General features: G+C 70.6%; 18 protein-coding genes and 2 pseudogenes. 19 read left to right on the top strand and 1 reads right to left on the bottom strand.

Annotated features, from left to right (window positions below; translation table 11 throughout):
- Positions 1 to 93 precede the first annotated feature (93 nt).
- A complete protein-coding gene (locus AB0G47_RS29485; RefSeq protein WP_360776277.1) occupies positions 94 to 1497 on the top strand; it encodes an MFS transporter in 1404 nt (467 codons plus the stop codon).
- Positions 1498 to 1585: 88 nt separating this feature from the next.
- Here AB0G47_RS29485 and AB0G47_RS29480 read toward each other — a convergent pair whose 3' ends face one another.
- A complete protein-coding gene (locus tag AB0G47_RS29480) occupies positions 1586 to 1873 on the bottom strand; it encodes a hotdog domain-containing protein (protein ID WP_360776160.1) in 288 nt (95 codons plus the stop codon).
- 110 nt (positions 1874 to 1983) lie between these two features.
- Between AB0G47_RS29480 and AB0G47_RS29475 the strand changes: the two genes are divergently transcribed.
- The 18 genes and pseudogenes from AB0G47_RS29475 (at position 1984) to AB0G47_RS29390 (ending at position 25059) form a co-directional block, all read left to right on the top strand.
- Positions 1984 to 2745 carry a class I SAM-dependent methyltransferase gene (locus AB0G47_RS29475; RefSeq protein ID WP_360776157.1) on the top strand — a complete coding sequence of 254 codons (762 nt, stop codon included), beginning with the start codon at positions 1984 to 1986 and terminating at the stop codon, positions 2743 to 2745.
- 6 nt (positions 2746 to 2751) lie between these two features.
- Positions 2752 to 2919 (top strand): annotated as a pseudogene (locus tag AB0G47_RS29470) (AraC family transcriptional regulator); the annotation flags it as partial.
- Between the two features lie 227 nt (positions 2920 to 3146).
- A complete protein-coding gene (locus AB0G47_RS29465; protein WP_360776154.1) occupies positions 3147 to 3317 on the top strand; it encodes an iron chelate uptake ABC transporter family permease subunit in 171 nt (56 codons plus the stop codon).
- Positions 3318 to 3423: 106 nt separating this feature from the next.
- A pseudogene (locus AB0G47_RS29460) lies at positions 3424 to 4460 on the top strand (iron chelate uptake ABC transporter family permease subunit).
- A gap of 589 nt (positions 4461 to 5049) precedes the next feature.
- Positions 5050 to 6531 carry a sugar transferase gene (locus AB0G47_RS29455; protein WP_360776151.1) on the top strand — a complete coding sequence of 494 codons (1482 nt, stop codon included), beginning with the start codon at positions 5050 to 5052 and terminating at the stop codon, positions 6529 to 6531.
- 82 nt (positions 6532 to 6613) lie between these two features.
- Positions 6614 to 7930, top strand: a complete 1317-nt coding sequence (locus AB0G47_RS29450) for a nucleotide sugar dehydrogenase (RefSeq protein WP_360776148.1) — start codon at positions 6614 to 6616, stop codon at positions 7928 to 7930.
- On the top strand, positions 7920 to 9200 hold the full coding sequence (locus AB0G47_RS29445) for a glycosyltransferase family 4 protein (protein ID WP_360776145.1): 1281 nt from the start codon (positions 7920 to 7922) through the stop codon (positions 9198 to 9200). The genes AB0G47_RS29450 and AB0G47_RS29445 overlap by 11 nt, the downstream gene beginning before the upstream one ends.
- A complete protein-coding gene (locus tag AB0G47_RS29440; RefSeq protein WP_360776142.1) occupies positions 9197 to 10600 on the top strand; it encodes a Wzz/FepE/Etk N-terminal domain-containing protein in 1404 nt (467 codons plus the stop codon). The genes AB0G47_RS29445 and AB0G47_RS29440 overlap by 4 nt, the downstream gene beginning before the upstream one ends.
- The gene (locus tag AB0G47_RS29435) at positions 10597 to 12129 is read left to right on the top strand and encodes a Wzz/FepE/Etk N-terminal domain-containing protein (RefSeq protein WP_360776139.1); all 1533 of its coding nucleotides are present in this window, start codon (positions 10597 to 10599) and stop codon (positions 12127 to 12129) included. The genes AB0G47_RS29440 and AB0G47_RS29435 overlap by 4 nt, the downstream gene beginning before the upstream one ends.
- A gap of 3 nt (positions 12130 to 12132) precedes the next feature.
- Positions 12133 to 14067, top strand: coding sequence for an asparagine synthase (glutamine-hydrolyzing) (asnB, locus tag AB0G47_RS29430; protein WP_360776136.1), 1935 nt, complete (start codon positions 12133 to 12135; stop codon positions 14065 to 14067).
- An 18-nt stretch (positions 14068 to 14085) separates the two neighbouring features.
- Complete coding sequence (locus tag AB0G47_RS29425) at positions 14086 to 16275, top strand: bi-domain-containing oxidoreductase (protein ID WP_360776133.1); 2190 nt, start codon at positions 14086 to 14088, stop codon at positions 16273 to 16275.
- Entirely contained in the window at positions 16272 to 18227 is a 1956-nt protein-coding gene (locus AB0G47_RS29420; RefSeq protein ID WP_360776130.1) for an alginate lyase family protein, read from the top strand. The genes AB0G47_RS29425 and AB0G47_RS29420 overlap by 4 nt, the downstream gene beginning before the upstream one ends.
- A 9-nt stretch (positions 18228 to 18236) precedes the next feature.
- Positions 18237 to 19778, top strand: a complete 1542-nt coding sequence (locus tag AB0G47_RS29415; RefSeq protein ID WP_360776127.1) for a right-handed parallel beta-helix repeat-containing protein — start codon at positions 18237 to 18239, stop codon at positions 19776 to 19778.
- Position 19779: 1 nt separating this feature from the next.
- Positions 19780 to 21093 carry an O-antigen ligase domain-containing protein gene (locus AB0G47_RS29410; RefSeq protein ID WP_360776124.1) on the top strand — a complete coding sequence of 438 codons (1314 nt, stop codon included), beginning with the start codon at positions 19780 to 19782 and terminating at the stop codon, positions 21091 to 21093.
- 8 nt (positions 21094 to 21101) lie between these two features.
- On the top strand, positions 21102 to 22343 hold the full coding sequence (locus AB0G47_RS29405) for a glycosyltransferase (protein WP_360776274.1): 1242 nt from the start codon (positions 21102 to 21104) through the stop codon (positions 22341 to 22343).
- A complete protein-coding gene (locus AB0G47_RS29400; protein ID WP_360776121.1) occupies positions 22344 to 23579 on the top strand; it encodes a class I SAM-dependent methyltransferase in 1236 nt (411 codons plus the stop codon).
- The gene (locus tag AB0G47_RS29395; RefSeq protein ID WP_360776118.1) at positions 23576 to 24370 is read left to right on the top strand and encodes a glucose-1-phosphate cytidylyltransferase; all 795 of its coding nucleotides are present in this window, start codon (positions 23576 to 23578) and stop codon (positions 24368 to 24370) included. Before AB0G47_RS29400 ends, AB0G47_RS29395 begins: the two co-directional genes overlap by 4 nt.
- Positions 24367 to 25059, top strand: a complete 693-nt coding sequence (locus tag AB0G47_RS29390) for a PIG-L deacetylase family protein (RefSeq protein WP_360776115.1) — start codon at positions 24367 to 24369, stop codon at positions 25057 to 25059. Before AB0G47_RS29395 ends, AB0G47_RS29390 begins: the two co-directional genes overlap by 4 nt.

Here is a 25059-nt window from a genome sequence, read left to right as displayed (position 1 = left end):
CGACGATGTACGGCATCCGGCCCACCCGTGTGCCGCGTACCTCGTCGTGGGCCGGTGTCTGACGTCCTGACGACCCCGAGCGGAGACGAGGTGATGGCCGTGCCGCCCACGTCCACCGGAACGAGCGGCGCAGGGCGCGCATCGAGCACAGCCCGTCAGGTGCTCGCGCCGCTCGCCCTTGCCCAGTTCATCTGCAGCTTCGCCGGTTCCAACATGAACGTGATGATCAACGACATCAGCGAGGATCTCGACACCACCGTGCAAGGGGTGCAGCTCGCGATCACCGTCTTCCTGCTCGTGATGGCGGCGCTGATGATCCCCGGAGGCAAACTGACCGACCGTTACGGCCGCAAGCGGTGTCTCATGGCAGGACTCGCCGTGTACGGCGTGGGCGCCCTGCTCAGCGCTGCCGCACCCGGCCTAGGCGTCCTCATCCTCGGCAACTCAATTCTGGAGGGGATCGGGACGGCCTTGCTGATCCCACCCGTCTACATCCTCGCCACGCTGCTGTTCACGGACGTCGTCTCCCGCGCCCGTGCGTTCGGAACCATCATGGCGCTGGGCGGCATCGGCGCCGCGGCGGGCCCGCTGATCGGGGGACTCATCAGTTCGGCGCTGAGCTGGCGTGCGGCCTTCATCTTCCAGGCGCTCGTGGTCGTGGTGATCATCCTGCTCACCCGCCGGATCGAGGACCCGCTGCCCGCGGACCCGACCCGCCACTTCGACACCGGCGGAGCGGTCCTCTCGGCCGTCGGCCTCGTGTGCATCGTCATGGGAATCCTGGCCGCCGACAACAACGCCTGGCTCATGGCCGCCCTACTCCTGACAGGCGCGCTGATCCTGCTCTGGTTCTTCCGGTGGACACACGCAAAGGAGCGTTCCGGCGTGGAACCGCTCCTTTCCACCAGCCTGTTCCGTGACCTGACGTCCAATCTCGGCCTCGTCACCCAGCACACCCAGTGGCTGCTGCTCATGGGCGTGTCCTTCGTGGTGTCCGCCTATCTGCAGGTGGTGCGGGGATACGACGCCATCCGCACCGGGGTGATCTTCACGGCGGCCACGGCCGGTGTCCTCGTGACGTCGATGGCAGCCGGTCGCCTCGCCAAGCGGTACGCGCAGCGGACCCTCATCATGGTGGGCTTCGCGGTCACGCTCGGCGGAATCGGTGTCCTGCTGGGCATGGCGCACGGTTCGCCGAGTCCCTGGGCCCTGGTGCCCGGTCTGCTCCTGATCGGTCTGGGACTCGGCGTCATGCTGACCCCGTCGGTCAGCGTGGTCCAGTCGAGCTTCCCCGAGGACAGGCAGAGCGAGATCTCGGGTCTGTCCCGCAGCGTGTCCAACCTCGGCTCCGCGCTCGGCACGGCGATCGCCGGCACCGTCATCGTCGCCGACCCGGCCGTCGGCGCGTACGCCGCCGCCCTGATCGTCCTGGCCGTCATCGGACTCGGGGGTTTTGCCGCGGCGGCGTTCCTTCCTCGGGGGGCGGTTCCTCGCTGAAGGGTCGTGCTTCCTGCAGGTCGTCCGCCCCCGCTTCCTCCAGGCGCGAGTGCATCCGGTCCGTGTGCCTGCGCGGGCGGCGTTCACATCAGCTGTGCGGCGCGGGTCGGTGTGCCGTGAGGTAGCCGCGCTCGGCTTTGGACAGCGGCCGGGCGGTGCCGGCGGCGAGGTCGAGGGCGACCAGTACCGCCTCGCTGGTGGCACACACGAGTCCTGTCTCGTTGCGCGCTTCCTGGGTGACGGTGAAAGAGGTATGGCCGGTGGCACAGACGACGACGGATACTTCTGCCCGCTTCTTGTCGTCCGTCAGCGGGTGCAGGAACTGAAGATTCATGGCGCGTACCGCGACGGCGGTGGTGAAGGGGAGTTCTCGCACCGGCCAGACGCTGCCACAACCTGACGATGCTCCCCGGTCTCCGTGCGTCGGGCGGGTGAACCGTTCGGCCCGGCCACCACCCGTGCGGCGAAGGGCTGTTGAGCACGGCTGTGGATCAGGCACAAGAACAGGAATCCTCGGCACAGTACGACGCCATCGGCACGCGCTATGAGGAGTCCAAGACCACCGCGGCCTTCTCCGCCGCCGACACCTTCACCCTCCTCGATGCCCTCGCCGAGCTCGGCGGCGTCGAGAACCGGCGGGTGCTCGATGTGGCCTGCGGCTACGGCCACAACAGCAGGCTGCTGGCCCAGGCGGGAGCCCAGAAGGTGGTCGGCGTCGACATCTCCCCGCAGATGGTCCACCTGGCCCGCGAGAAGGAGATCAGCGACCCGCTGGGCATTGAATACCACGTTGCCGACGCCGCGCACCTGCCGGATCTGGGCGTCTTCGACCTGGCCACCGCCGTCTATCTCTTCAACTACGCGCCCAGCAGGTTCGTCCTGGCGGCGATGTTCCGCGCGATCCGTGCCCGCCTCGGCCCCAGCGGCCGACTCCTTGCCATCGTGCCGAACCCGGCCCCGTTCCCCGAACGCAACTGGGAACCGTTCGGCTCCCGCATCATCGAGCGTCGTCCCGGCCGTGAGGCGCCGCAGCTGCGGGTGGAGTTCCTGACCGACCCGCCCACCCCGTTCACGTACTACGAGTGGCAGCTCACCGACGTCGAACAGGCCGCCGCGCAAGCCGGATTCACCCACATCCACTGCCGCCCCAACCGCACTCCGCCGCCCGACGCACAGCGCGACGAATCCTTCTGGCGCGTCTACCGACGCTTCCCCATCAGCTCCCTGCTCACCTGCACCGCACCGTGAGCTGCCATGGACGCCGCCGTCGAACACCTCCGCGGCGGCGGCGAGCTGACGGCTGCGGCCAGGGCGGCCGGTTACGCGACCCGGGCCGGACTGCGGCGCGCGCTGAGCCGTGAGTCCGGGGTGCCGGTGAGCGCGCTGTCGGCGGACGCGGTGGGGGCGCTCGGCGGGCACTGAACCAGGGGTCGGGCAGTTCAACTACTTCGAACACGCACTGCACTTCGGGCTGTCCGGAGGGCGGGTTGCGCAGGGAGGCTCGATGGCACAGGCGCTCGCGCCGACGACCGCGCCACCGCCGGCCGGTTCGTCGCAGTCGTCGCGTCGCAGGATGCGCCGGCTCATCGGCCTGGGCGCCGCCGTCGGCGTGCTCCTCGTGGCGGTGCTGCACGGAGACCTTCGACCGCATGAGGTTCTGGGGAGCGGGCACCCTCACCGACCGCCCCACGGGTACCGCCGGTGCCATCGTGCCCTTCGTCCTGGCGGGCCTCCTTGTCGCCGTCTGCTGTGCGCGCCCGCTCAACGCGATCGCCCTCGGTGACGACGCCGCGCGGTCTTCGGGCTGCGGGTCGGTGTGACCCGGTGCGGTGTGATCCCCGCCGAGCTGCCGGTCGGCGTGATGATGCCGCTCATCGGCGCGCCCGTACTGATCCTGCTGGTGCGCACGAGCCCGGCGAGGGCACTGTGAACGGGGTGTTCGTCCTCAGGGCGGGGCCCCTGAGCCTGAAAGTGACGCGACGCGCGGTTGTCGTGTGCGGGCTGCTGTGGCTCACGCTGATCGCGCTGGCCCTGTGGGCCCTCACCCTCGCCAGCTACCCGCTGAGCCTCGGCGACCTGACCGCGGTCCTCTCGGGCACGGCCGGGAACAGCGTCCGCACGGTCGTCCTGGAGTGGCGGGCACCGCGCATCGTCGCCGCCGTGCTGTTCGGCGCCGCCCTCGCCGTGGGCGGCGCGATCTTCCAGTCCCTGACCCGCAACCCGCTCGGCAGCCCCTACGTCATCGGCTTCACCACGGGCTCGTACACCGGTGTCGTCCTCACGCTCCTTGCGGGGGCGACCAGTTGCGCGGCGCTCGCGGCGCGGGCGCGCTCGCCGGCGGCCTTGTCACCGCCCTCGCCGTATATCTGCTGGCGTTCCGGCGGGGTGTGCGGGACTTCCGGCTCATCACCGTGGGTATCGCGGTCGGTGCGTTGCTGTCCTCGGTCAACACGTGGTTCTCGGTGAAGGCCGATGTCGCCACCGCGCTGCCGGCCGCGGCGTGGGGCGCCGGCTCGCTGAGCGCCGTCGGCTGGCCCGCCATCACCTTGGCCGCCGTCGCACTCGCGGGGGTCGCGTCGGCGGCCCCGGTGGCTCGACGCCGGATGCGACGCCTCGAGTTGGGCGACGACACGGCGGCGATGCTGGGCGTACCCGTCGAGCGTACGAAGCTGATGCTGGTCGTTCTCGGAGTGGCCGCGACGGCCGCGGTCACCGCCGCCGCGGGTCCCATCGCCTTCGTCGCGCTGGCGGCGCCGCAGATCGCCCGTCGTCTCACCGGTCACGGAACCTCCGTCGACCTCGCCGGTTCGGCGCTCGTCGGCGCGGTCCTGCTGGTCGGTGCCGACATCGCGGCGCAGCATGTGATCCCCGGCGTGCCCCTGCCGACCGGCGCGGTCACCGTGTGCGTCGGCGGGGTGTATCTGCTCGTCCTGCTGATACGGGAGAGCCGGCGGGGGTTCTAGACCCCGCGAGGGTTCTGGACCCGGCCCGCGCCACCGGCGAGTTTCCGCCGAACAAGCCCTCATCGCGGCCCAGTTGGCGTTGTCATGGCCGCCTCGGGATTGCCGGTGCGGCAGGCCGGAGAACTCACGTCGTCACAGGTCGCAAGGCGTGCCCTTGCCGCCGAGCCGCGGGCAAGCGGTGACCGATCTGTGATCCATCTTCAAATCATGGGCACAAATTCCACACATGGCCCTCTTCAGATGGGCTCCGATGGTCTAGATTGACCGTGCTTCACATGCTGGGACACCAGGCGACAAATAATGATCTATAGGTCAGGCGCTACGGACAGCCGGCAATTGCGTCTCCGGCGCCGGGCGTGGGGTTGATCAATTCTTGGAGCCGAGAGGGGCTTTGGGTGCGGGGAGCACCCGAGTCCTGGAAAGACATGCGAGTCCGCTGCCGCCAGGGCGGGTTGCTCACGTAGCACCGACGTGGCTCAAGTAGCACCGATGTAGCCGGGATGCATGTATGGGGGCCGGGGGGCCTCCCAGGGGGAGGAACGGTGTTGGGCGATGACCACGTCGAATTACTGGGGACCGGGGGGCTTCTGTGCGGCAGGGGGGATTAGTCGGCCCCTTTTCGTCGGCGCACGGGAGCCTGGCGAATGGGGCGATCAGCAGGCCCGCGACCGACTGGGAGCAGCGGTACCGCCGTATCGTGATCACCAGCGACACCGTGGCCACCGCCTTGGTGGTGGCGGCGATCGGCAATTTCTTCGGGGTCAGGGACGCGGCCAACTGGCACGAGAAGTGGGGAATTCTCGCTTTCGGCACCGAACTGCTTGTGCTGGGCGCGCTTGCGGTGAGCCGATCATGGACTCCGGTCGTACTCGGCCAGGGAGCCGAGGAGTTCCGCAGGCTCGGACGCTCACTGTTCACGGCGACCGTCGTCCTGGCGCTCGGCGGAATCGCCCTCACCTCACGCAACATCAAGCTCTGGATCTTCGTCGCGATCCCCGCGATCGCACTCGTCACCATGACCGCGCGGTATCTGCTCCGCCTCTGGCTGCACAAGCAGCGCAAGGAAGGGCGGTGCCTGAGGCCGGTGCTCGCTGCCGGGAGCCCGGCCACCGTGCGCGATCTGATCACCCGCACCCGTAAGTTGCCGCACCTCGGCTGGCGGGTGGACGGGGTGTGCACGACGGACGGTCTCGGGCTTGAGGGCGACCAGCTGGACGGAGTGCCGGTCGTCGGCAGCCTTGCGGACGTGGCCAACCATGTCCGCCGCGACGGCTACTACCGTGTCGTCGCGGTCACACCGGACCCGCACTGGTCACCGGACCGGCTGCAGCGGCTTGCCTGGAACCTCGAAGGCAGCGACGCCGAGATGGTCGTGGCACCCGTCCTCATGGAGGTGGCGGGACCGCGGCTGCACGTCGACGCCGTCCTCGGGATCCCGCTGCTGCGGGTCAGCATGCCGACCTTCACCGGGGGGCGCCGGGCGATCAAAGGGGTCGTCGACCGGATGGGCGCGGCGGTCCTGCTGATGCTGTTCGCGCCGCTGATGGTGCTCGTCGGACTGCTCGTCCTCGTGGACAGCCGGGGCGGGGTGTTCTACCGCCAGCGCAGGGTCGGCAAGGACGGCCGCGAGTTCACCATCCTCAAGTTCCGCACCATGGTCGCCGGGGCCCACCGGGCACGAGCCGAGCTGACCGACCGCAACGAGGGCGCGGGGCTGCTGTTCAAGCTCCGCCGGGATCCGCGGGTGACGCGGCTCGGAGCGGTGCTTCGCCGGTACTCGATCGACGAACTCCCGCAGCTGTTCAACGTACTCACCGGATCGATGTCGCTCGTCGGTCCGCGGCCACCGCTGCCGGAGGAGTCCGCCGCATACGGCCCGGACATCCGGCGGCGGTTGCTGGTCAAGCCCGGACTCACCGGCCTGTGGCAGATCAGCGGACGCAGCGACCTGCCGTGGGAGGAGGCCGTCCGCCTCGACCTGCGGTACGTGGAGGACTGGTCGCTCGCCCTGGACACGGTGATCTTGTGGAAGACCCTGCGTGCGGTGATACATGGCCAGGGGGCGTACTGATGCGCGGGGGGCTGCAATTCAACGGTTCCGCCGGCGTGCGGACCGCAGGCCGAAAGGGCCTGCCTTGGGGGAGGAACGCGTCATGAGAGTCAGCGTTTTCGGGCTCGGCTACGTGGGCTGCGTGTCGGCCGCGTGCCTGGCCGGCATGGGGCACGAGGTCATCGGGGTGGACGTGAACCAGGTGAAGGTCGACCTGGTCAACGACGGCAAGGCTCCGGTGGTCGAGGAGCGGATCGGTGAACTCGTCGCCGATGCGGTGCGGACCGGAGCGTTACGCGCCACCGATGACGTCCGCGAGGCGATCATGGGCAGTGAGGTGTCCCTCGTGTGCGTGGGTACGCCGTCGGAGCCCAACGGCAGCCTCTGCACCACGTACTTGGAGCGGGTCACCGAGCAGATCGGCGCCGCGCTTGCCGAGCGGGGTGGGCGGCACACCGTCGTGTTCCGCAGCACCATGCTCCCGGGCACCTGCCTGAACCTCCTTGTACCGATCCTGGAGAAGTACGTCGGCGGCACGGTCTTGGCCGACGTAGGGGTCGCGGTCAACCCGGAGTTCCTGCGCGAGGGCACGAGCGTGCGGGACTTCTTCGACCCGCCCAAGACCGTCATCGGCGAGCTCGACCCGGCAAGCGGCGACGTGGTGGCGGCGCTGTACGACGGCTTGCCGGGCGAGGTGTTCCGGGTGCCCCTGCCGACGGCCGAGGCGATCAAGTACGCCGACAACGCGTTCCACGGCCTCAAGATCGGCTTCGCGAACGAGCTGGGCGCGGTGTGCCAGGCGCTCGGCGTCGACTCGCACCAGGTGATGGACGTGTTCCTGGCCGACCGCAAGCTGAACGTCAGCCCCGCCTACCTGCGGCCCGGCTTCGCCTTCGGCGGCTCCTGCCTGCCCAAGGACCTGCGCAGCCTGGTCCACGCGGCGCAGCGGGCCGACGTCTCCGTGCCCATCCTCGCCCATGTGCTGCCCTCCAACTCCGCGCATCTGCAACGCGCGGTGGAGCTGGTCGAGCGCACCGGCAAGCGCCGCGTCGGAATGTTTGGCCTCTCCTTCAAACCCGGCACCGACGACCTCCGCGAGAGCCCGCTCGTCGAGCTGGCGGAGAGACTCTTCGGCAAGGGGTACGACCTGAAGATCTACGACGCCAACGTGAGCCTCTCCCGGCTGATCGGCGCGAACCGCGAGTACATCGAGACCCGCCTTCCGCACCTCGCGCACCTGCTCGCGGACTCCGTCGACGAGGTGCTCGAACACGCCGAGGTGTGCCTGGTCGGGACCAGCGACCCTGCCGTGCTTGCGGCGCTGCCCCATGGGGACGGCCCGGTGATCGTCGACCTCATCCACCTTCCCGACGCCGATGCGCGTCGAACCGAACCGGGGTACGTAGGCCTTGCTTGGTGACACATCGTTCGATGAAACAACCGGCGGCGACCGGACGCACCGGCGCGCGCTGATCCTCGTGGAGAACCTGTCGGTGCCGTTCGACCGGCGGGTGTGGCAGGAGTGCACGACGCTGCGCGACGCGGGGTGGGAAGTGCACGTCATCTGCCCCCGGGGGGAGAAGAGGGACACGGAGCCGGAGGCGGTGATCGACGGGGTGCGGATCCACCGCTACCCGTTGCGCGCGGCCACCGGAGGTCCGGCCGGGTACCTGCGGGAGTACGGATCGGCGTTGTGGCACACGGCCCGCCTTGCCCGCAAGGTCGGCCCGGTCCACGTGGTCCACGCCTGCAACCCGCCCGACCTGCTGTTCCTTGCGGCGCGGTGGCTGAAGCGGCGTGGCGCGCGGTTCGTCTTCGACCAGCACGACCTGGTGCCCGAGCTGTACCTTTCCCGGTTCGACCGCGGCGAAGATCTGCTCTACCGCGCCGTGTGCGCGCTTGAACGGCGGACCTACCGGGCCGCCGACGTCGTACTCGCCACGAACGAGAGCTACCGCGACGTCGCGATACGCCGTGGCGGTCAGCGGCCACAGGACGTGTTCGTGGTCCGCAGCGCACCTCAGACCGACCGGTTCCAACCGGTGCCGCCCGAGCCGGAGTTGAAGCGCGGCAAGCCTCATCTGCTGTGCTACCTCGGCGTCATGGGACCTCAGGACGGCGTCGACTACGCGTTGCGGGCCCTCGCGAAGCTGCGCGACGAGACGGGGCGGACCGACTGGCACGCCGTGTTCATCGGCTCCGGCGACGCCTTCGACGCGATGGTGGAGCTGTCCAAGCGGCTCGGGATCGATGACCAGGTGCAGTTCACCGGGCGCATCCCGGACGCCGACCTGGTGCGTTACCTCTCCACCGCGGACGTGTGTCTGTCCCCCGACCCGCGCAATCCGCTCAACGACGTGTCGACCATGAACAAGGTCCTGGAGTACATGGCGATGGGCCGGCCGATCGTCTCGTTCGACCTCCGGGAGGCGCGCGTCTCCGCCGGTGACGCCGCCCTCTACGCGCCCGCCAACGACGAGGCCGCATTCGCCGGGCTCATCGCGCGGCTCCTCGACGATCCGGAGCAGCGCGCCCGGATGGGCAAGATCGGCCAGGAGCGGATCGGCGGGCCGCTCTCCTGGCGGAACTCGCAGGCGTCGCTGCTCGCCGCGTACGCCGTTGCCTGCGGTGACCACGCCCCCGGGCCGACGGGCAGGACGGCCCGAACAGGGAAGAGGCGGCGGCGTTGAACGATGACACGATCCGCCTGGTCACCATCGGGCGGATTCTCCGCCGGCGCTGGCGGCTGCTCGCCGTCCTCACTGTGGTGGGCGCACTCGTCGGCTATGGCGCCTCGGTAGCGCTGTTCCCGCCGCGCTACACGGCGTCGGCATCCGTACTGCTGCCGGGGCAGTGGGAGGAGCGCGAGCTGCTCACCCAGGTCGACATCGCGACCAGTTCGTCGGTCGCCGACCGCGTGGCCGCCGAGCTCCGCTGGAGCGGCGTCAGCGGCGGCGAGCTGCGGGACAGCGTGACCGCCAAGGCCGCCGACGGGAACATCATCAAGATCTCCGGTACGGCCGGGACCCCGGAGCGCGCGCAGCGGCTCTCCGACCAAGTGGCCAAGGAATTCGTCACGTTCGCCGCGCGGATCTCAGGCGGCGGCACCGACTCCGAAGCCGCCGCCACCGGGCCCGAGGCGCTGCGGAAGAAAGTCCAGGAGACCAACCGCCGCATCACCGACCTGGCCGAAGCGGCCGACCCGGGACGCACCGTGGAGAGCGTGCAGGCGCGCACCACCCTTGAGAAGCTGCGCACCTCGCTGGAGGAGGCCATGACGAAGCTGGAACAGGCCGACCCGGCGAGCGACAAGGCCGGCATGGTCGTCATGGGTCCTGCGGCCCGGCCGTCCGGTGAGGCGCCGCCGACGCGGACACAGCTCATCGTCGCCGGGGCGCTGCTGTTCTTCCTGACCGCGGTCATCGGCCATCTCACCGCCGCACGGATGAACCGCCGGCTGCGCACCGAACCGGAGATCGCCGCGGCGCTTGGCTCGGCGCTCCTCGGCACCGTCGACGTACCTGATGAACCGTCCGCACACCGGCCCAAGGACCGTGGCCGATGGCCCCGGATCCGCCGGCTCCTCGGCGTCGACACCCGGTGGGACCTGCCGACCCCGCAGCGGTCCGGCGACGAGGCCGGCAGACGGATCCGCTACCGGCGGGTGTGCGCCCGCCTCCGGAACCAACTGCCGGGTTCCCGGCGGCTGTTGGTCGTCGTACCGGACGGCGACGAGATCGCTCTCCGGGCCGCCGGGAAACTCGCCGCCGAGGCCGGGAGCGATCCTTCCGCAAGCTCTTCGAGCAGGGGATACCCCGCGCTGCGGGTGGTGGAGGTCTCGGTCGACCGGCCGACGGTGCCGGACCGCGGCACGGAGTCCGGTGCCCTGGTCGTCCTCAGCGCGGGCCGCTGGACCGCGGAGGAGGCCGCCGGCATCGCCGAGGCGTGTGCGGACGGCGGGCACGACGTCGTCGGATGCGTCGTCGCAGGACCGGTGCGGGCCCGTCCGACGCGGTCTGCCGACCATCCTGCGGACCACGCCGCTGAGGCGCTCGCGGCGCGTGGCAACGGGACGGGAGGTTCGGCGTGACGACGAGCACGACCACTGAGTCGTCGGCGGCCACTCCGCTCTTCGACTTGCAGGCGCTGGTGGTGTCGGTGCGCCGGCGCCGCCGCCTCTGGTGCTCCCTGGCACTCCTGGGACTGCTGGCCGGCGTGGCGGTGGCGGTCCTGCTGCCGCCGCCACCGAGCGCGCGGACCAAAGTCCTTGTCGCGCATGCGGAGGACCAGCCCAACGACATGGGAACGCTGATCCGCACCGACGTGGCCGTACTGGAGACCACGCGGATCGCCGACAAGGCCCTGCGGTCGCTCAAGTCCTCGGAAGCCCCGGAGGACTTCATGGGGAAGTACCGGGGCACCGGCCTGACCAACAACCTGCTGCAGATCGATGTGACGGGGGACAGCGACGCGGATGCGGTGGCCCGGGCCGAGGCGCTTGCCGACGCGTTCGTCGCCGACCATGTGCGGCGGATGCGGGAAACCGCGAAGGCCGAGGCCAAGGCCCTCCTCGACCAGCGTGACCGTATGCGGGGCGAACTCGCCGAGGTCAACGTGGAGATCGGAGACCGGTCGCCGGAGACGGAGAGCGACCCCAAGGAGTCGGCGAGCGTCGAGTCGCTCTTCGCCCGCCGGGCGGAACTCACCTCGCGGATCGCCGACTTCGACCAGCGCGCCGCGGAGGCGCGCACCGGCACACCCAAGGTCATCGCCGGCACGCAGATCGTGGACGCCGCGCGCCCGGTGCGCAACTCGCTGCCCAAGGCCGCTGCCACCAACGCCGCGATCGGGCTCGTCCTCGGGCTCGTCCTCGGGCTCGCGATCGCCGCGGTCCGCACGGTGGTGGCGGACCGTCCGGTGCTGCGCCGGGACATCGCGGCGAACCTGGGCGCCTCGGTCATCGCGGAACTGCCCCACCGGTCGGGCAAGTTGTGGCAGCGCCGACGGACCCGGGTGGCGCGCGAACGGCTCACCGGGACCCTCGTCCGTACGGTGCGCGGCTCCGCGGAAGCGGAACCGCTCTCGCTGCTCGAACTGGGCTGCGCGCGCAGTACGAGCGTGCTCGCTCTGGACGTCGCGACGGCGCTGGGGGCGGACGGTCGTCCTGTGACCGTCGTCGACGGTCTGCCGGGCCCTCAACTCGCCAGACGCCAGAGGCCGGGAGGCCCGACCGTGGTCGGCGGCGAGCGTGCCGGGACCGTGTCGCGGCAGGAGCGCCGACTCGGCGTCGGCTCCGTGGCACCCGGCACGGCGTGGACCGACCTCCAGTACCTCGGGACCCGGACCGTGCTCGTCGTGCGCGCCGGGCACGGCAGCGCCGCTTGGCTGCACACCGTGGCGCGGCAGCTCGCGGACCAGCGCATCGAGGTGATCGGTGTGGTGCTCGTCGACCCCGATCCGCGGGACAGGACCGACGGCACGCTGTGGGACGGGCAGCACACCGCGCTGCGCGGCCGGAGCGAGATACCGGCCCGGCAGAACGGGACGGGCCAACGGCGGACGGAGCGGCTGCCGGTACGGGCCGCGCACGGCCCGGACAACGACCAGGAGGCGCGGTAGGACATGTGTGGCATCGCAGGTACTTACCGATGGCCGGACGGGAAGGCCGTGACCGACCGGCTCACCGACACCCTCGCCCACCGGGGCCCGGACGGGGCGGGCCGGTACGGTCACCCCGTCGGTGACGGCGAAGTGCAGCTCGGGCACCGCCGGTTGGCGATCATCGACCTGTCCGGGACCGGTGCCCAGCCGATGGTCTCGGACGGCCTCGCCCTGACGTACAACGGCGAGCTCTACAACGCGCCCGAACTGCGGGCCGAGTTGGCGGCCGCCGGGGTCCGCTTCCGCGGCACCTCCGACACCGAGGTGCTCCTCGAGGCCTGGCGGCGCTGGGGCACGGACTGCCTGCCCCGGCTGCGCGGCATGTTCGCGTTCGGGATCTTCGACGAGCGCACCGGTGAACTCGTCCTTGTACGCGACCAGTTGGGCATCAAGCCGCTGTTCCTGCTCCGGCGCGGCGAGGGCCTGGTGTTCGCCTCCGAGCTCAAGGCGCTCGCCACCGCGACCGGCGGCACGCTGGAGGTGGACCATGCGGCGCTTGTGGCCTCGCTCCTCTACTACTGGGTGCCGGACTCACGGTGCGCGTTCCGCGAGGCGGAGAAGCTGCCGCCGGGGAGCTGGATGAAGCTGCGGCCCGACGGCAGGGTGGAGCGCGGCCGGTTCTGGAACCTGAAGGACGTCGCCGCCGAGGGCCAGGAGCGGGCCCGCAGCGGCGAGCTGCCGGACCTGGCCGCCATCGTCGAGGAATCGACCCGGCAGCACCTGCTCTCCGACGTACCCGTGGCGACCTTCCTCTCCGGCGGCCTCGACTCCAGCTACCTGACCGCCCTTGCCGCCCGAGACCGGCCCGGGATCTCCGCGTACACGATCGGATTCCGCGCCGAGGACGCCAAGTTCGAGGCGATGCCCGACGATCTGCGCTATGCCCGGCAGGTGGCCGAGCGGTTCGGCGTCGACCTGCACGAGATCGAGATCGCCCCGGACGTGCTCGACCTGCTGCCACGGATGACGTACAGCCTGGACGAGCCGATCGGCGACCCCGCCGCGATCAACACCTTCCTGATCTGCCAGGCCGCACGGGAGGCCGGGGTCAAGGTGATGCTCTCGGGGATGGGCGCCGACGAGCTGTTCGCCGGGTACCGCAAGCACCTGGCCAACCTGCTCGCACTGCGCTACCAGCGCGTCCCGCGGCCCCTGCGGCGCGGCCTGTCCGCGGCCGTGGACAGGCTGCCGGTCGCGACGAGCCGCCGCGGCTACCGGTCGGTGCGGTTCGCGAAGCGGTTCCTCTCCTTCGCCGATCTGCCGGAGGAGACCGCGTTCCGCCGCAGCTACACCATGTACGACCAGGCGGAGCTGCTCGCCCTGGTCAACCCGGACTTGGCCGGGACGGTCGACGACGTACTCACCGAGCACGCGGACATCTACCAGGACAACGACCTCGACGACTTCGTCAACCGCATGTGCCTGGGCGACGCCCGGATGTTCCTGCCGGGCCTGAACCTCGCCTACACCGACCGCTCCAGCATGGCCGCCTCCACCGAGGTGCGGGTGCCCTACGTGGACGTCGAGGTGGTCAAGGCGGCGTTCGCCGTGCCCGGCGAGCGCAAGATCGTCGGACGGCAGGGCAAGGCCGTCCTCAAGGAGGCGGCCTCCTCGATCCTGCCCAAGGAGATCGTGTACCGGCCGAAGGGCCTGTTCAGCGCCCCGCTGCGCGCCTGGATGAGCCGGGATCTGGCACCGCTGGTGCGCGAGGTGGTGCACGACGGCGTGCTCGTCAACTCCGGGATCCTGCGCCGCGACGCGCTGGCGCGGATGGTCGCCGAGGACGCCGCAGGACAGCGGGACTTCTCCAAGCATCTGTGGCACGTGCTGACCCTCGAGTACTGGTATCGCGACGCGACCTCTGGGTCCGGGCAGAGCACTCGGTTAACGGCTTAAGGAATCAGAGGAGTTCGGGTGAAGCAGGTTGTTCAGAACTACAAGAGCGGCGAGCTGGCGGTGCTAGACGTGCCGGTGCCGGGGTGCAAGCCGGGCGGGGTGATTGTCCGCAGCACCTACTCGCTGATCTCCACCGGGACCGAGCTGATGAAGGTGTCCGAGGCCGGCATGTCGATGCTCGGCAAGGCCCGTTCCCGACCCGACCAGGTGGCCAAGGTCGTGCAGAGCGTGGCCACCAACGGGGTTCCCGCCACCTATCGCAAGGTGATGGGCAAGCTGGACTCCTACACGCCGCTCGGCTACTCGCTGTGCGGGGTGGTCGAGCAGGTCGGCGCCGGGATCGACGACGTGAAGGTCGGCGACCGCGTGGCCTGCGCCGGCAACGAACACGCGCTGCACGCCGAGCTGAACTGGGTGCCGAAGAACCTCTACACCCCGGTGCCGGACGGCCTCGCGCCGCGGCACGCCGCCTTCGGCACCGTCGGGTCGATCGCCCTGCAGGGCGTCCGCCAGGGCGAGCCACAGCTCGGCGAGGTGGCGCTCGTCATCGGCCTCGGTCTGATCGGCCAGCTGGTGGTGCAGCTCCTCGCCGCCTCCGGAGTCCGCGTCGTCGGGGCCGACCCCGACCCGGTGCGCTGCGAGCTCGCCGAGAGCCTGGGCGCCGCGGCCTGCGGCGACCCCGCGTCCGCGTCCGTGGAGGCCGCCGTCGCCGAACTCACCGACGGTCACGGCGTGGACCAGGTGTACCTGGCCGCCGGCGGCGGCACCAACCAGCCCGTAGAGCTGGCCGCCCGGCTGAGCCGGGACCGCGGCCGGGTCGTCGACATCGGCAAGTGCCGCCTCGACCTGCCATGGAACGCGTACTACGAGAAGGAGCTCGACGTCCGGTTCTCGCGAAGTTACGGCCCTGGGCGCTACGACCCGGAGTACGAACTCGATGGGCGGGACTACCCGATCGGCTACGTGCGCTGGACCGAGCGCCGCAACCTGGCGTGCTTCCTCGGCCTCCTCGCCCGCGGCAGCGTCGACGTCGAGCCCCTGGTCTCCCACGTCGCCGACTTCGACGACGCCGTCGAGACGTACCAGAGCCTGAAGGACGGCGAGTTGAAGGCCGTGGCCGTGCTGTTCCGGTACCCCGAACAGGCCGTGGAGGCCGAGGCCCCGGCAGCGGTGGACGTGCCCGCGGTGAAGGTGAAGCCGCATCCGGTACGGGCCGCGAAGACGCCGGTGCGCCTCGCGTTCGTCGGCGCGGGAAACTACGCGACGTCGATGCTGCTGCCGCACCTGGCCGGGCGCGACGGCGTCGATCTTTCGACCGTCGTCACCACGACCGCGCTGTCCGCCGCCAACGCGAAGCGGAAGTTCGGCTTCACCGAAGCGACCACCGACCTCGACGCCGTGCTCGGCGACAAGTCCATCGACGCGGTGTTCGTGGTCACCCGGCACAGCTCGCACGCCGAACTGACCCGGAGAGCGCTGCTCGCAGGCAAGACGGTGTTCGTGGAGAAGCCCCTGGCCCTCACCGAGGACGAGCTGGCAGGCGTGCTCGCGGCGGTGGAGGAGTCCGGCAACGACCGGCTGCAGGTGGGATTCAACCGCCGGTTCGCGCCGCTCCTTGGCGAGGCCCGGCAGCGGTTCGGCGCCCGGACCGGACCGGCGAGCCTGCGCTACCTGGTCAACGCGGGCCGGCTGCAGCAGGGCAGCTGGTACCTCCAACAGGGCACCGAGGGCTCACGGTTCGCCGGTGAGGGCGGGCACTTCATCGACACGGCGAGCTGGCTGCTCGACGCCGACCCCGTCTCCGTGTACGCGGTCGCCACGTCCGGCGGCGAGGACCTGCAGGTCGTGCTCCGCTACCCCGACGGGTCCACCGCCACCATCAGTTACGTCACCACCGGGGCACCGGGCTTCCCCAAGGAGACGCTCGACCTTGTCGCGGACGGCAAGGTGCTGCGGCTCGACGACTTCGTACGCGCATCGCTGTATTTCGAAGGCACAGTCGGGCGTAAGAAGTGGGTCAGTTCGCGGCTGCCCAAGGCCCGGGACAAGGGCCAGAACGCGGAGCTTGCCGCGTTCGTCAAGGCCGTGCGGAGCGGCGGGCCGATGCCGGTGCCGCTGGAGTCCCTCGTCGCCACCACGGCGGCCACCCTCGCCGTGCGGGCAGGCCTGGCGGGCGGTGCGCCGGTGACGCTGGCGAGGGCGCGATGACCATGAGCGTGGACTGGTACCTGCGACGCCTCTCCCGGATGGGACCGCGGGAGGTCGGCGGCCGGGTGGTCGACGCGGTACGCAGACGGCGGTGGCGATCGGCGCGGCCGGACTGCCCGAGCGTGACCGACGCCCTGTTCACCGCGGTCCTGCCCGCGGGGACGATCGCCGCCATAGCCCCGGACGCCGCGAAACGTCTCATCGCCGAGGCGGACCGCCTGATGTACGGGCACGCCGAGTATTTCGGGGTGGTCCGCGACGACCTCGTCCACCCGGACTGGTGGTGCGACCCGAAGACCGGGCGCCGGGCTCCGTGGGGCTATGCCTTCGACGTGCCGTACCGGAACGAGGAGGCGGTCGGGGACATCAAGCAGATCTGGGAGCTGTCCCGGCATCAGTACCTCACCGTGCTCGCCGCCGCCTACGCGATCACCGGGGACGAGCGGTACGCCGAGCGCGTGGCCGAGCATCTGCGGTCGTGGTGGGCGGCCAACGCGCCGCTGCGCGGAGTGCACTGGATCAGCGGCATCGAGCTGGGGATCCGACTCCTCTCCTGGGTGTGGATCCGGCGGTTGCTCGACGGCTGGCCGGGCGCGGCCGGCCTCTTCGAGGGCAACCCGGTGGCGCTGAACCAGATCTGGCACCACCAGCGCTGGCTTGCCGCCTTCCCCAGCCGGGGCTCCTCGGCGAACAACCACGTCATCGCCGAGGCCGCCGGGCAGTTCGCGGCGGCCTGTGCGTTCGCGTGGTTCCCCTCATCGCCACGTTGGCGAGCCGACGCGCTGCGATCGCTTGAGCGCCATCTGCGCGGCAACACCTTCGACTCCGGCCTCAACCGCGAGCTGGCCACCGAGTATCACGGCCTCGTCCTCGAACTCGGCCTGGCCGCGGTCGCCGAGGCGGACGCCGCAGGCGTGCCGGTCCCCGCGTCGATCCGTCCCGTGCTGCTGCGGATGACCGACGCGCTCGCGGCCGTCGTGGACAACCGGTTACGGCCGCCGCGCCAGGGCGACGCGGACGACGGGCACGGCCTGGTCGTGGACGGCACGGGCACCGACCGCTGGGCCTCGCTCCTCGCCACCGGGGACGCCGTGTTCGGCCGCCTCGACTGGTGGCCGGGAGTGACCGGCACCGATGTCCGTACGCCGCTCCTCGCCGCGCTCATCAAACCCACCGAACCGGCCGCGGGCCGCCCCGCGAGCCGCCCGGCCCATTTCGCCGACGCGGGGCTCACCATCCTGCGCGGCCCGGAGGAGATCTGGTGCCGCTGCGACGGTGGTCCGCACGGCTTCCTGTCCATCGCCGCGCACGCCCACGCGGACGCGCTGTCCGTGGAGGTACGGCACGACGGCGTCGACGTGCTCGCCGACCCGGGAACGTACTGCTACCACGGGCAGCCCCTGTGGCGGCAGTACTTCCGGTCGACCATCGGCCACAACACCCTGGAACTGGACGGCGGCGACCAGTCCGTATCGGGCGGCCCGTTCCTGTGGACCCGGCAGGCCCGCAGCCGTGTTCTGGTCGCGGACGCAGTCGGCGATGGCGTGGCCAAGTGGGCTGCCGAGCACGACGGTTACCAGGGCGGCTCCGTGCACCGCCGCCGGGTCGAACTGACGCCCGCGAAACAGGAGTTGCGGGTCGTCGACGAGGTGCGCGGCCCACGCCGGGACGTACGCCTGGCCTTCCACCTCGGCCCGGCGATCGCCGCGGACCTGGTGGGCAACCAGGCGGCGCTCAGCTGGATCCGGGACGGCGAGGGCCGCTCCGCGGTGCTCGACCTGCCCGGACAGCTGAGCTGGCGTGCGCATCTCGGCGAGACCGATCCGCCGCTGGGCTGGTACTCCGCCGGCTTCGGGCGCAAGGAACCCGCCACCACGCTGGTCGGCACCGGATGCGTCGACGGCGCCGCGTCGTCGGGGGAGTTCACCACCGTGCTCAGGTTCGGCGGCTAGGGAGGACGTGTGGGGATGAAGTGGCGGAACTTGGCGTTGCCCGCGGCACCGCTGGCGCTGGTCGTGCTGGCGGCGACCGGCTGTACGAGCACGCCGGACGACTCCCGGGCGGAGCCGACCGACGCGTCATCCGCGTCCAAGGCGCCCACCACGTCCATGGCGCGGGTGTGCGCCAAGCCCGCGGCCGGCCCCGCGAAGGCGCCGAAGGGCGCGGTGACGGTCGACCCCGGGGTGGTCGGCGACCTGGCCGAGAAGACGAAGAGCAGCCCTCCGGGCACCACGTTCTGGCTTCGGCCGGGCAAGCACCGGCTCGAGGCGGACCGCTACGCCCAGGTCATGACCAAGAAGGGCAACCGCTACATCGGTGCGCCGGGCGCGGTGCTCGACGGCGGGAAGAAGAACAACTACGCGTTCAGCGGCACCGCCCGCGACGTCACCATCCGCCACCTGACCGTGCAGCGCTTCGTCGCGCCGCCCGACGAGGGCGTGGTCAACCACGACATGGCCGACGGATGGGTCATCGAGCACGCGAAGATCCAGTACAACTCCGGCGCCGGGCTGATGGCCGGTGCCCGCCAGAAGGTCCGCGCCAACTGTCTGCGCGACAACGGGCAGTACGGAATGAACGCGTACAAGACCGGCGACTCCATCCGCGGCCTGGTGGTCGAGGGCAACGAGATCGTGGGCAACAACACCGGCGACTGGGAGCGGAAGCGGCCGGGCTGCGGCTGCACCGGAGGCATCAAGTTCTGGGCGGTCAACGGCGCCGAGATACGCGGCAATTGGGTGCACGACAACCGGGGCGTCGGGCTGTGGGCGGACAACAACAACAACGACTTCCGCATCGAGGGCAACCTCCTTGAGGCCAACGACGGTGCCGCGCTGATGTACGAGACCAGCTACAACGCGGTCATCCGCAACAACACGATCCGGCGGAACAACTGGGTCGAGGGCCGCAGGTCCGCCGAGCGCGACGACCCCTTCCCGTACGCGACCGTCTATGTGTCCGAGTCCGGCGGCGAACCACGGATCAAGGCCCGCACCGACAAGATCGAGATCTACCGGAACGTGCTGGAGGACAACTGGAACGGCATCACCCTGTGGGAGAACGCCGACCGGTTCTGCAACAGCCCGGCCAACACCTCCACCGGATACTGCACATTGCTGGTGAAGGACACCAAGAGCTGCGCGAAACCGGAGATCACCAAAGCTCCGCTCTACGCCGACTGCCGGTGGAAGACCCAGCGGGTGGACATCCACGACAACCGCTTCCTCCTCGACCCGTCGGTCGTCAAGTGCAAGACCGAGTGCGGCCGCATGGCGGTGCTCTCCAACTACGGCACCTATCCGAAGTGGTCGCCGTACAAGGGAAAGCGGGTGTCCGACGCGATCACCCACAAGCAGCACAACCGCTGGCACGACAACACCTACCGAGGACCGTGGAGCTTCGTCGCGGAGAACACGGACCAGAAGCTCGACTCCGGGCAGTGGCAGGACACGCCGTACCGGCAGGACACGGGCAGCACCTACGCGCCACGGTCCGGTGGTTGAGATGGACGGGAACCTGAAGCACGGCGTCCTGCCGGCCGGACCGGATACGGCGGACACGCGGCCGCCCGGCGCCGAACCGCGCCCCGCCGGCACGCCGAAGGCCGTCGGGATCGTCTGGGCGCTGCTCGCCCTCAACACCCTCGGCTCCGCCGGGGCGAAGACCATCGTGCCGCTGCCCCGCTCCCTCATCCAGATGGTCACCATGGGTGCGCTGGCCGCCGCGTTCGCGCTGGCGCTCGCGCTCAATCTCCGGCTGCGCATCCGGGCGAGCGCCTTCTTGTTCCTGCTCACCCTGCTCCTTGTGCCGAGCGTGATCTCCAGCGCGAACCTGGAGGTCGGGTTGGGCGCGCTGTTCCGCTGCGCCCGCCTGGCTCTCTTCGTCGGCACGCTGTGGCTGCTCAGCCGATGGTGGGACGGCAGCCTGACGTTCGTACGGCACCACATCCGGATGTACTTCGTGGCGATCGGGACGGCGGCCGCCGGCCTGGTCATCTCACCCGGCGCGGCCATGCCCGAGCTCTACGGCGGCCGGCTCGTCGGCGCGTTGTGGCCGCTCACCCCGCCGCAGATCGGACAGTACGCCGCAGTGATCATCGGGCTCACCGTGCTGCTCGTCCTGGGCCGCCGGACCACCAGGGGCAGCGCGGTCCTGATCATCGTGCCGTCACTCGCCCTGCTCGCCTTGACCCACACCCGGACGGCCACGGTCGGCCTGCTCATCGGGCTTGTCCTTGCGATCGGCTCGCTGGTCCTGACCAGCGCCGCCGCCCGCCGGTTGTTCGTCTGGGCGGTGGTGGTGACGGCGGTGGCCGCGGTGGGGTTCGCCTCCGCGGTGGAGGCGTGGTTCCTGCGCGGTCAGAGCAAGGAGTACTTCACCAGCCTCACCGGCCGGGCCAAGGTCTGGGACGCCCTGCTCACAGCGCCCCGGTCCACCGCGGAGCAGGTGTTCGGCATGGGCCTTGGCGACAAGTCGTTCGGCGGCCTGCCGATCGACAACAGCTGGCTGGCCGTCTACAGCGAGCAGGGGCTGATCGGTGTCATCCTTGTCGGGGCGATCATCGTCGTCCTCGCCGGCGTCGCGTTGCTGCGACCGCCGTCACTGCAGAGGGCCTGCGCGATCTTCCTGATCAGCTACGTCGCGATCTCGTCGTACACCGAGGCAGGACTCGGCGATGCCTCGCCGTATCTGCTGCATCTGGCCCTGGCCGCCTCGCTCCTCGCGACACCTGCCGCGGCCACGCCCCTCTCGACGGCGACGCCCCTCACGACGCGCGCGGTCCCGCAACGACGTATCCCGCGATGGGCCAGGAGGTGACCTTGAGCATGCATGTTCTCGTGGTGCACAACCGCTACTCCTCGGCTCAGCCGAGCGGGGAGAACGTAGTCGTCGACCAGGAAGTGGGGCTGCTGCGCGCGGCCGGCCACCGGGTCGGGCTGTTCGAGCGCCGCAGCGACGACATCGCGGGACGGTCACTCGCCGGCAAGGCCGCGGTGCCGCTCCTCGTGCCGTGGAACCCGGCGATCCGCAAGGAACTCGCCGCCCGACTGCGCGCCGAGCGGCCGGACGTGGTGCACATCCACAACGTCTTCCCGCTCCTGTCGCCCGCGGTCCTCGCCGCCTGCGCCGACGCCGGCGTACCCGCCGTCGCCACACTGCACAACTACACCCAGGTCTGCCCGCCCGGCACCCTGCACAGGGATGGCAAGGCGTGTACCGAGTGCGTCGGGTCGAAGGCCTCGCTGCCCGCCGTCCGGCACGGCTGCTACCGCAACTCCCGCCTCGCGACGGTGCCGCTCGCGGTCAGCCTGACGGTCAACCGGCGGCGGTGGTGGTCCGGCGTGGAGCGGTTCTTCTGTATCTCCGCGGCGCAGCGCGACGTCCTGGTGCGGTCCGGCATGCCGGCCGAACTCCTCGCGGTGAAGCACAACTTCGTACCCGATCCCGGCGCCCGCCGAACGGGTGCCGGCGAGCATGTGCTCTTCCTCGGCCGGCTCGCGGAGGCCAAAGGCGTGCGGCTGCTCATGACCGCGTGGGACGAGCTGACGGCGGCCGGCGGTGTGGGCGTGCCGCTCGTGCTCGCCGGCGCGGGGCCACTGGAGCGCGAGGTGACCGCCTGGGCGGCGGACCGGGACGACGTGCGCTATGCCGGTCTGCTCGACCCGGATCAGTGCCGGCAGGCCCTCGCACGGTCGGTCGCCGTGGTGGCTCCCTCCACGGCCCTGGAGACGTTCGGCCTGGTGGTCGCGGAGGCGATGGCGGCGGGGGTCCCGGCCGTCGCCGCCGGTCACGGCGCCTTCGTCGAACTCGTCGAGGACGGCGTGACCGGTCTCCTGCACCGGCCGGGCGAGCCCACATCGCTTGCGTCCTGCCTGCGCAGGGTCACGACCGAGGAGGACCGCAACCAGGAGATGGGGCAGGCGGCCCGGCGCCGCTACGAGCAGGGCTTCAGCCCGGCCGTCGGGCTCGAGCGCCTGGTGGAGGGGTACCGCACCGCGATCGCGGGTCGGACGGAATCAACGGGTCGGATGGAACCAATGGGGGACGGAATCAATGGGGGGCAGTAAATGACACGATGCCGACTCTGCGGCTCGGCGACGCTGGCGAGCGTGGTCGATCTCGGGGCGACGCCGCCGTGCGAGAGCTTTCTCGCCGCGGACCAACTGGACCTGCCGGAGCCCGCGTTCCCGCTGCACCTGCGGGTCTGCACCGACTGCTGGCTCGCGCAGATCCCGCCGCTGATCACGCCGGAGGAGACGTTCAAGGAGTACGCGTACTTCTCCTCGTACTCGACATCCTGGGTGGAGCACGCGCGTACGTTCGTCGCCGACGCGGCACAGCGGGTGGGCCTGGGCCCCGAGGCCTTCGTGGTCGAAGTGGCGAGCAACGACGGATACTTGCTGAAGCACGTGGTGGACCGGGGGATCCGCTGCCTGGGCATCGAACCGTCGGTGAACGTCGGCGCCGCGGCGCGCGACGCGGGCGTGCCCACGCTCACGGAGTTCCTGAGTCCGGACATCGGGTCGGCCGTCCGCGCCGAGCACGGCCCGGCGGACCTGGTCGTGGCCAACAACGTGTACGCGCACATCCCCGACGTCGTCGGCTTCACCCAGGGCCTGCGCGCCCTGGTCGCCGACGACGGCTGGGTCTCCATCGAGGTGCAGCACCTGCTGACCCTGATCGAGGAGAACCAGTACGACACGATCTACCACGAGCACTTCCAGTACTACACGGTCGCGTCCGCGATCCGGGCTCTCGCGAGCGGCGGACTCGCGCTCGTGGACGTCGAGTTGCTGCCCACGCACGGCGGCTCCATCCGGCTGTGGGCCCGGCCGACCGGGGCGGCCGGAGAGCCGAGCCGGCAGGTGGCCGACGTACTGGCACGGGAAAAGGCCGCCGGACTGGGGGAGTTGACCGGGTACGCCGAGTTCTCCGCCCGCGTTGCCAAGGTGCGCAGGGACCTCCTGCGCTTCCTCATCGAGGCGGCCGAGCGCGGCGAGACGGTCGTCGGCTACGGCGCCCCGGGCAAGGGCAACACCCTGCTCAACCACTGCGGCATCCGGCCCGACCTGCTCCCGTACACGGTCGACCGCAACCCCTACAAGCACGGCAGGTTCACCCCGGGCACCCGCATCCCGATCCTGCCGCCCGAGCAGATCGCCGCGGACAAGCCGGACTACGTCCTCGTCCTCCCGTGGAACCTGCGCGCCGAACTGACCGAGCAACTCTCCTTCGTGCACGACTGGGGCGGCCGCCTCGTCTTTCCCATCCCGGAACTGAGCATTGTCGAGGTCAAGCCATGAAGGTCGTCCTGTTCTGCGGCGGTTACGGGATGCGGATGCGCGACGGCGCCGCCGACGACGTGCCCAAGCCGATGGCGATGGTCGGCCCGCGACCGCTGATCTGGCATGTCATGCGCTACTACGCGCACTTCGGGCACACGGAGTTCATCCTGTGCCTGGGATACGGGGCCCACCACATCAAGCAGTTCTTCCTCACCTACGAGGAGACGACGTCCAACGACTTCGTGCTGCGGGGCGGCCGGACCGAGTTGCTGTCCACGGACATCTCGGACTGGACGATCACGTTCGCGCAGACCGGCATCGAGTCACCGATCGGGGAACGCCTTCGCCGGGTGCGGCATCACCTGGACGGCGATGAGATGTTCCTCGCCAACTACGCCGACGTGCTCACCGACGCCCCTCTCGACGAGATGATCGAGAAGTTCGCGTTGCGCGACGCCGGTGCGTCGATGATGGTGGTGCCGCCCCAATCCTCCTTCCACTGCGTGGAGTTGGGCGAGGACGGCCTGGTGGGAGGCATCACCGCGGTGAGTGAACTGCCGCTGTGGGAGAACGGCGGCTACTTCGTGCTCCGCCAGGAGGTCTTCGACCACATACCGGAGAACGGGGACCTGGTCGCCGACGGCTGCGCCCAACTGGCCAAGCAGGGACGGTTGGTGGCGCACCAGCACCGCGGCTTCTGGAAGCCGACCGACACCGTGAAGGAGCGGGCCGCGCTCGACGCCGCCTACGCCCGGGGCGACCGCCCGTGGGTCGTGTGGGAACGGGACGGCGCGGGGGTGAGCGCGTGATCCGGCTCGATGCCGGCCGCCTTGACCGGATCGTCGCGGTGGGCGCGCACTGCGACGACATCGCCATCGGCGCCGGCGGCACGCTCCTCGGGCTGTGCCTCGCGCGGCCGGGAATCCGCGTCGACGCCCTGGTGCTCTCCGGCGGCGGCAGCGAGCGCGAGCAGGAGGAGCGGGCCGCGCTCGCCGCCTTCTGCCCGGGCGCCGATCTGCGCCTCACCGTGCTCAAGCTGCCGGACGGCCGGATGCCCGTGCACTGGGACGAGGCCAAGGCCGCGGTCGAGGAACTGCGCGGGCAGACCGAGCCGGATCTGATCCTGGCCCCGCGCACCGACGACGCCCACCAGGACCACCGCGGCCTGGCACAGCTGATACCCACCGCGTTCCGCGACCACCTCGTTCTCGGCTACGAGATCGTCAAGTGGGACGGCGATCTCGGCCGTCCGGCGGTGTACCAGCCGCTGTCGCCGGAGATCGCCGAACAGAAGGTGCGGCTGCTGCAGGAGCACTACCCCTCGCAGCGGCACCGCCCCTGGTACGACCGCGAGGCCTTCCTCGGTCTCGCACGGATCCGCGGCATCGAATGCCACGCGCGCTACGCCGAGGCGTTCGCCGTCACCAAACTCACGCTCGACCTGGGCACGTCCCATCCGGGCGCTTCCGATCTGGGCACTTCCAATCAGGGGGAATGA

It is taken from the genome of Streptomyces sp. NPDC021622 (assembly GCF_040640795.1).
In the GTDB taxonomy this organism is placed as follows: Bacteria; Actinomycetota; Actinomycetes; order Streptomycetales; family Streptomycetaceae; genus Streptomyces.
This window is presented reverse-complemented; position numbering and strand designations above follow the sequence as displayed.

Bases quoted from the DNA above. Each gene is read 5' to 3' on its own strand.
- AB0G47_RS29485 (WP_360776277.1), top strand. From the start codon at position 94: ATGGCCGTGCCGCCCACGTCCACCGGAACGAGCGGCGCAGGGCGCGCA.
- AB0G47_RS29465 (WP_360776154.1), top strand. From the start codon at position 3,147: ATGAGGTTCTGGGGAGCGGGCACCCTCACCGACCGCCCCACGGGTACC.
- AB0G47_RS29450 (WP_360776148.1), top strand. From the start codon at position 6,614: ATGAGAGTCAGCGTTTTCGGGCTCGGCTACGTGGGCTGCGTGTCGGCC.
- asnB (WP_360776136.1), top strand. From the start codon at position 12,133: ATGTGTGGCATCGCAGGTACTTACCGATGGCCGGACGGGAAGGCCGTG.
- AB0G47_RS29420 (WP_360776130.1), top strand. From the start codon at position 16,272: ATGACCATGAGCGTGGACTGGTACCTGCGACGCCTCTCCCGGATGGGA.
- AB0G47_RS29410 (WP_360776124.1), top strand. From the start codon at position 19,780: ATGGACGGGAACCTGAAGCACGGCGTCCTGCCGGCCGGACCGGATACG.
- AB0G47_RS29405 (WP_360776274.1), top strand. From the start codon at position 21,102: ATGCATGTTCTCGTGGTGCACAACCGCTACTCCTCGGCTCAGCCGAGC.
- AB0G47_RS29400 (WP_360776121.1), top strand. From the start codon at position 22,344: ATGACACGATGCCGACTCTGCGGCTCGGCGACGCTGGCGAGCGTGGTC.
- AB0G47_RS29395 (WP_360776118.1), top strand. From the start codon at position 23,576: ATGAAGGTCGTCCTGTTCTGCGGCGGTTACGGGATGCGGATGCGCGAC.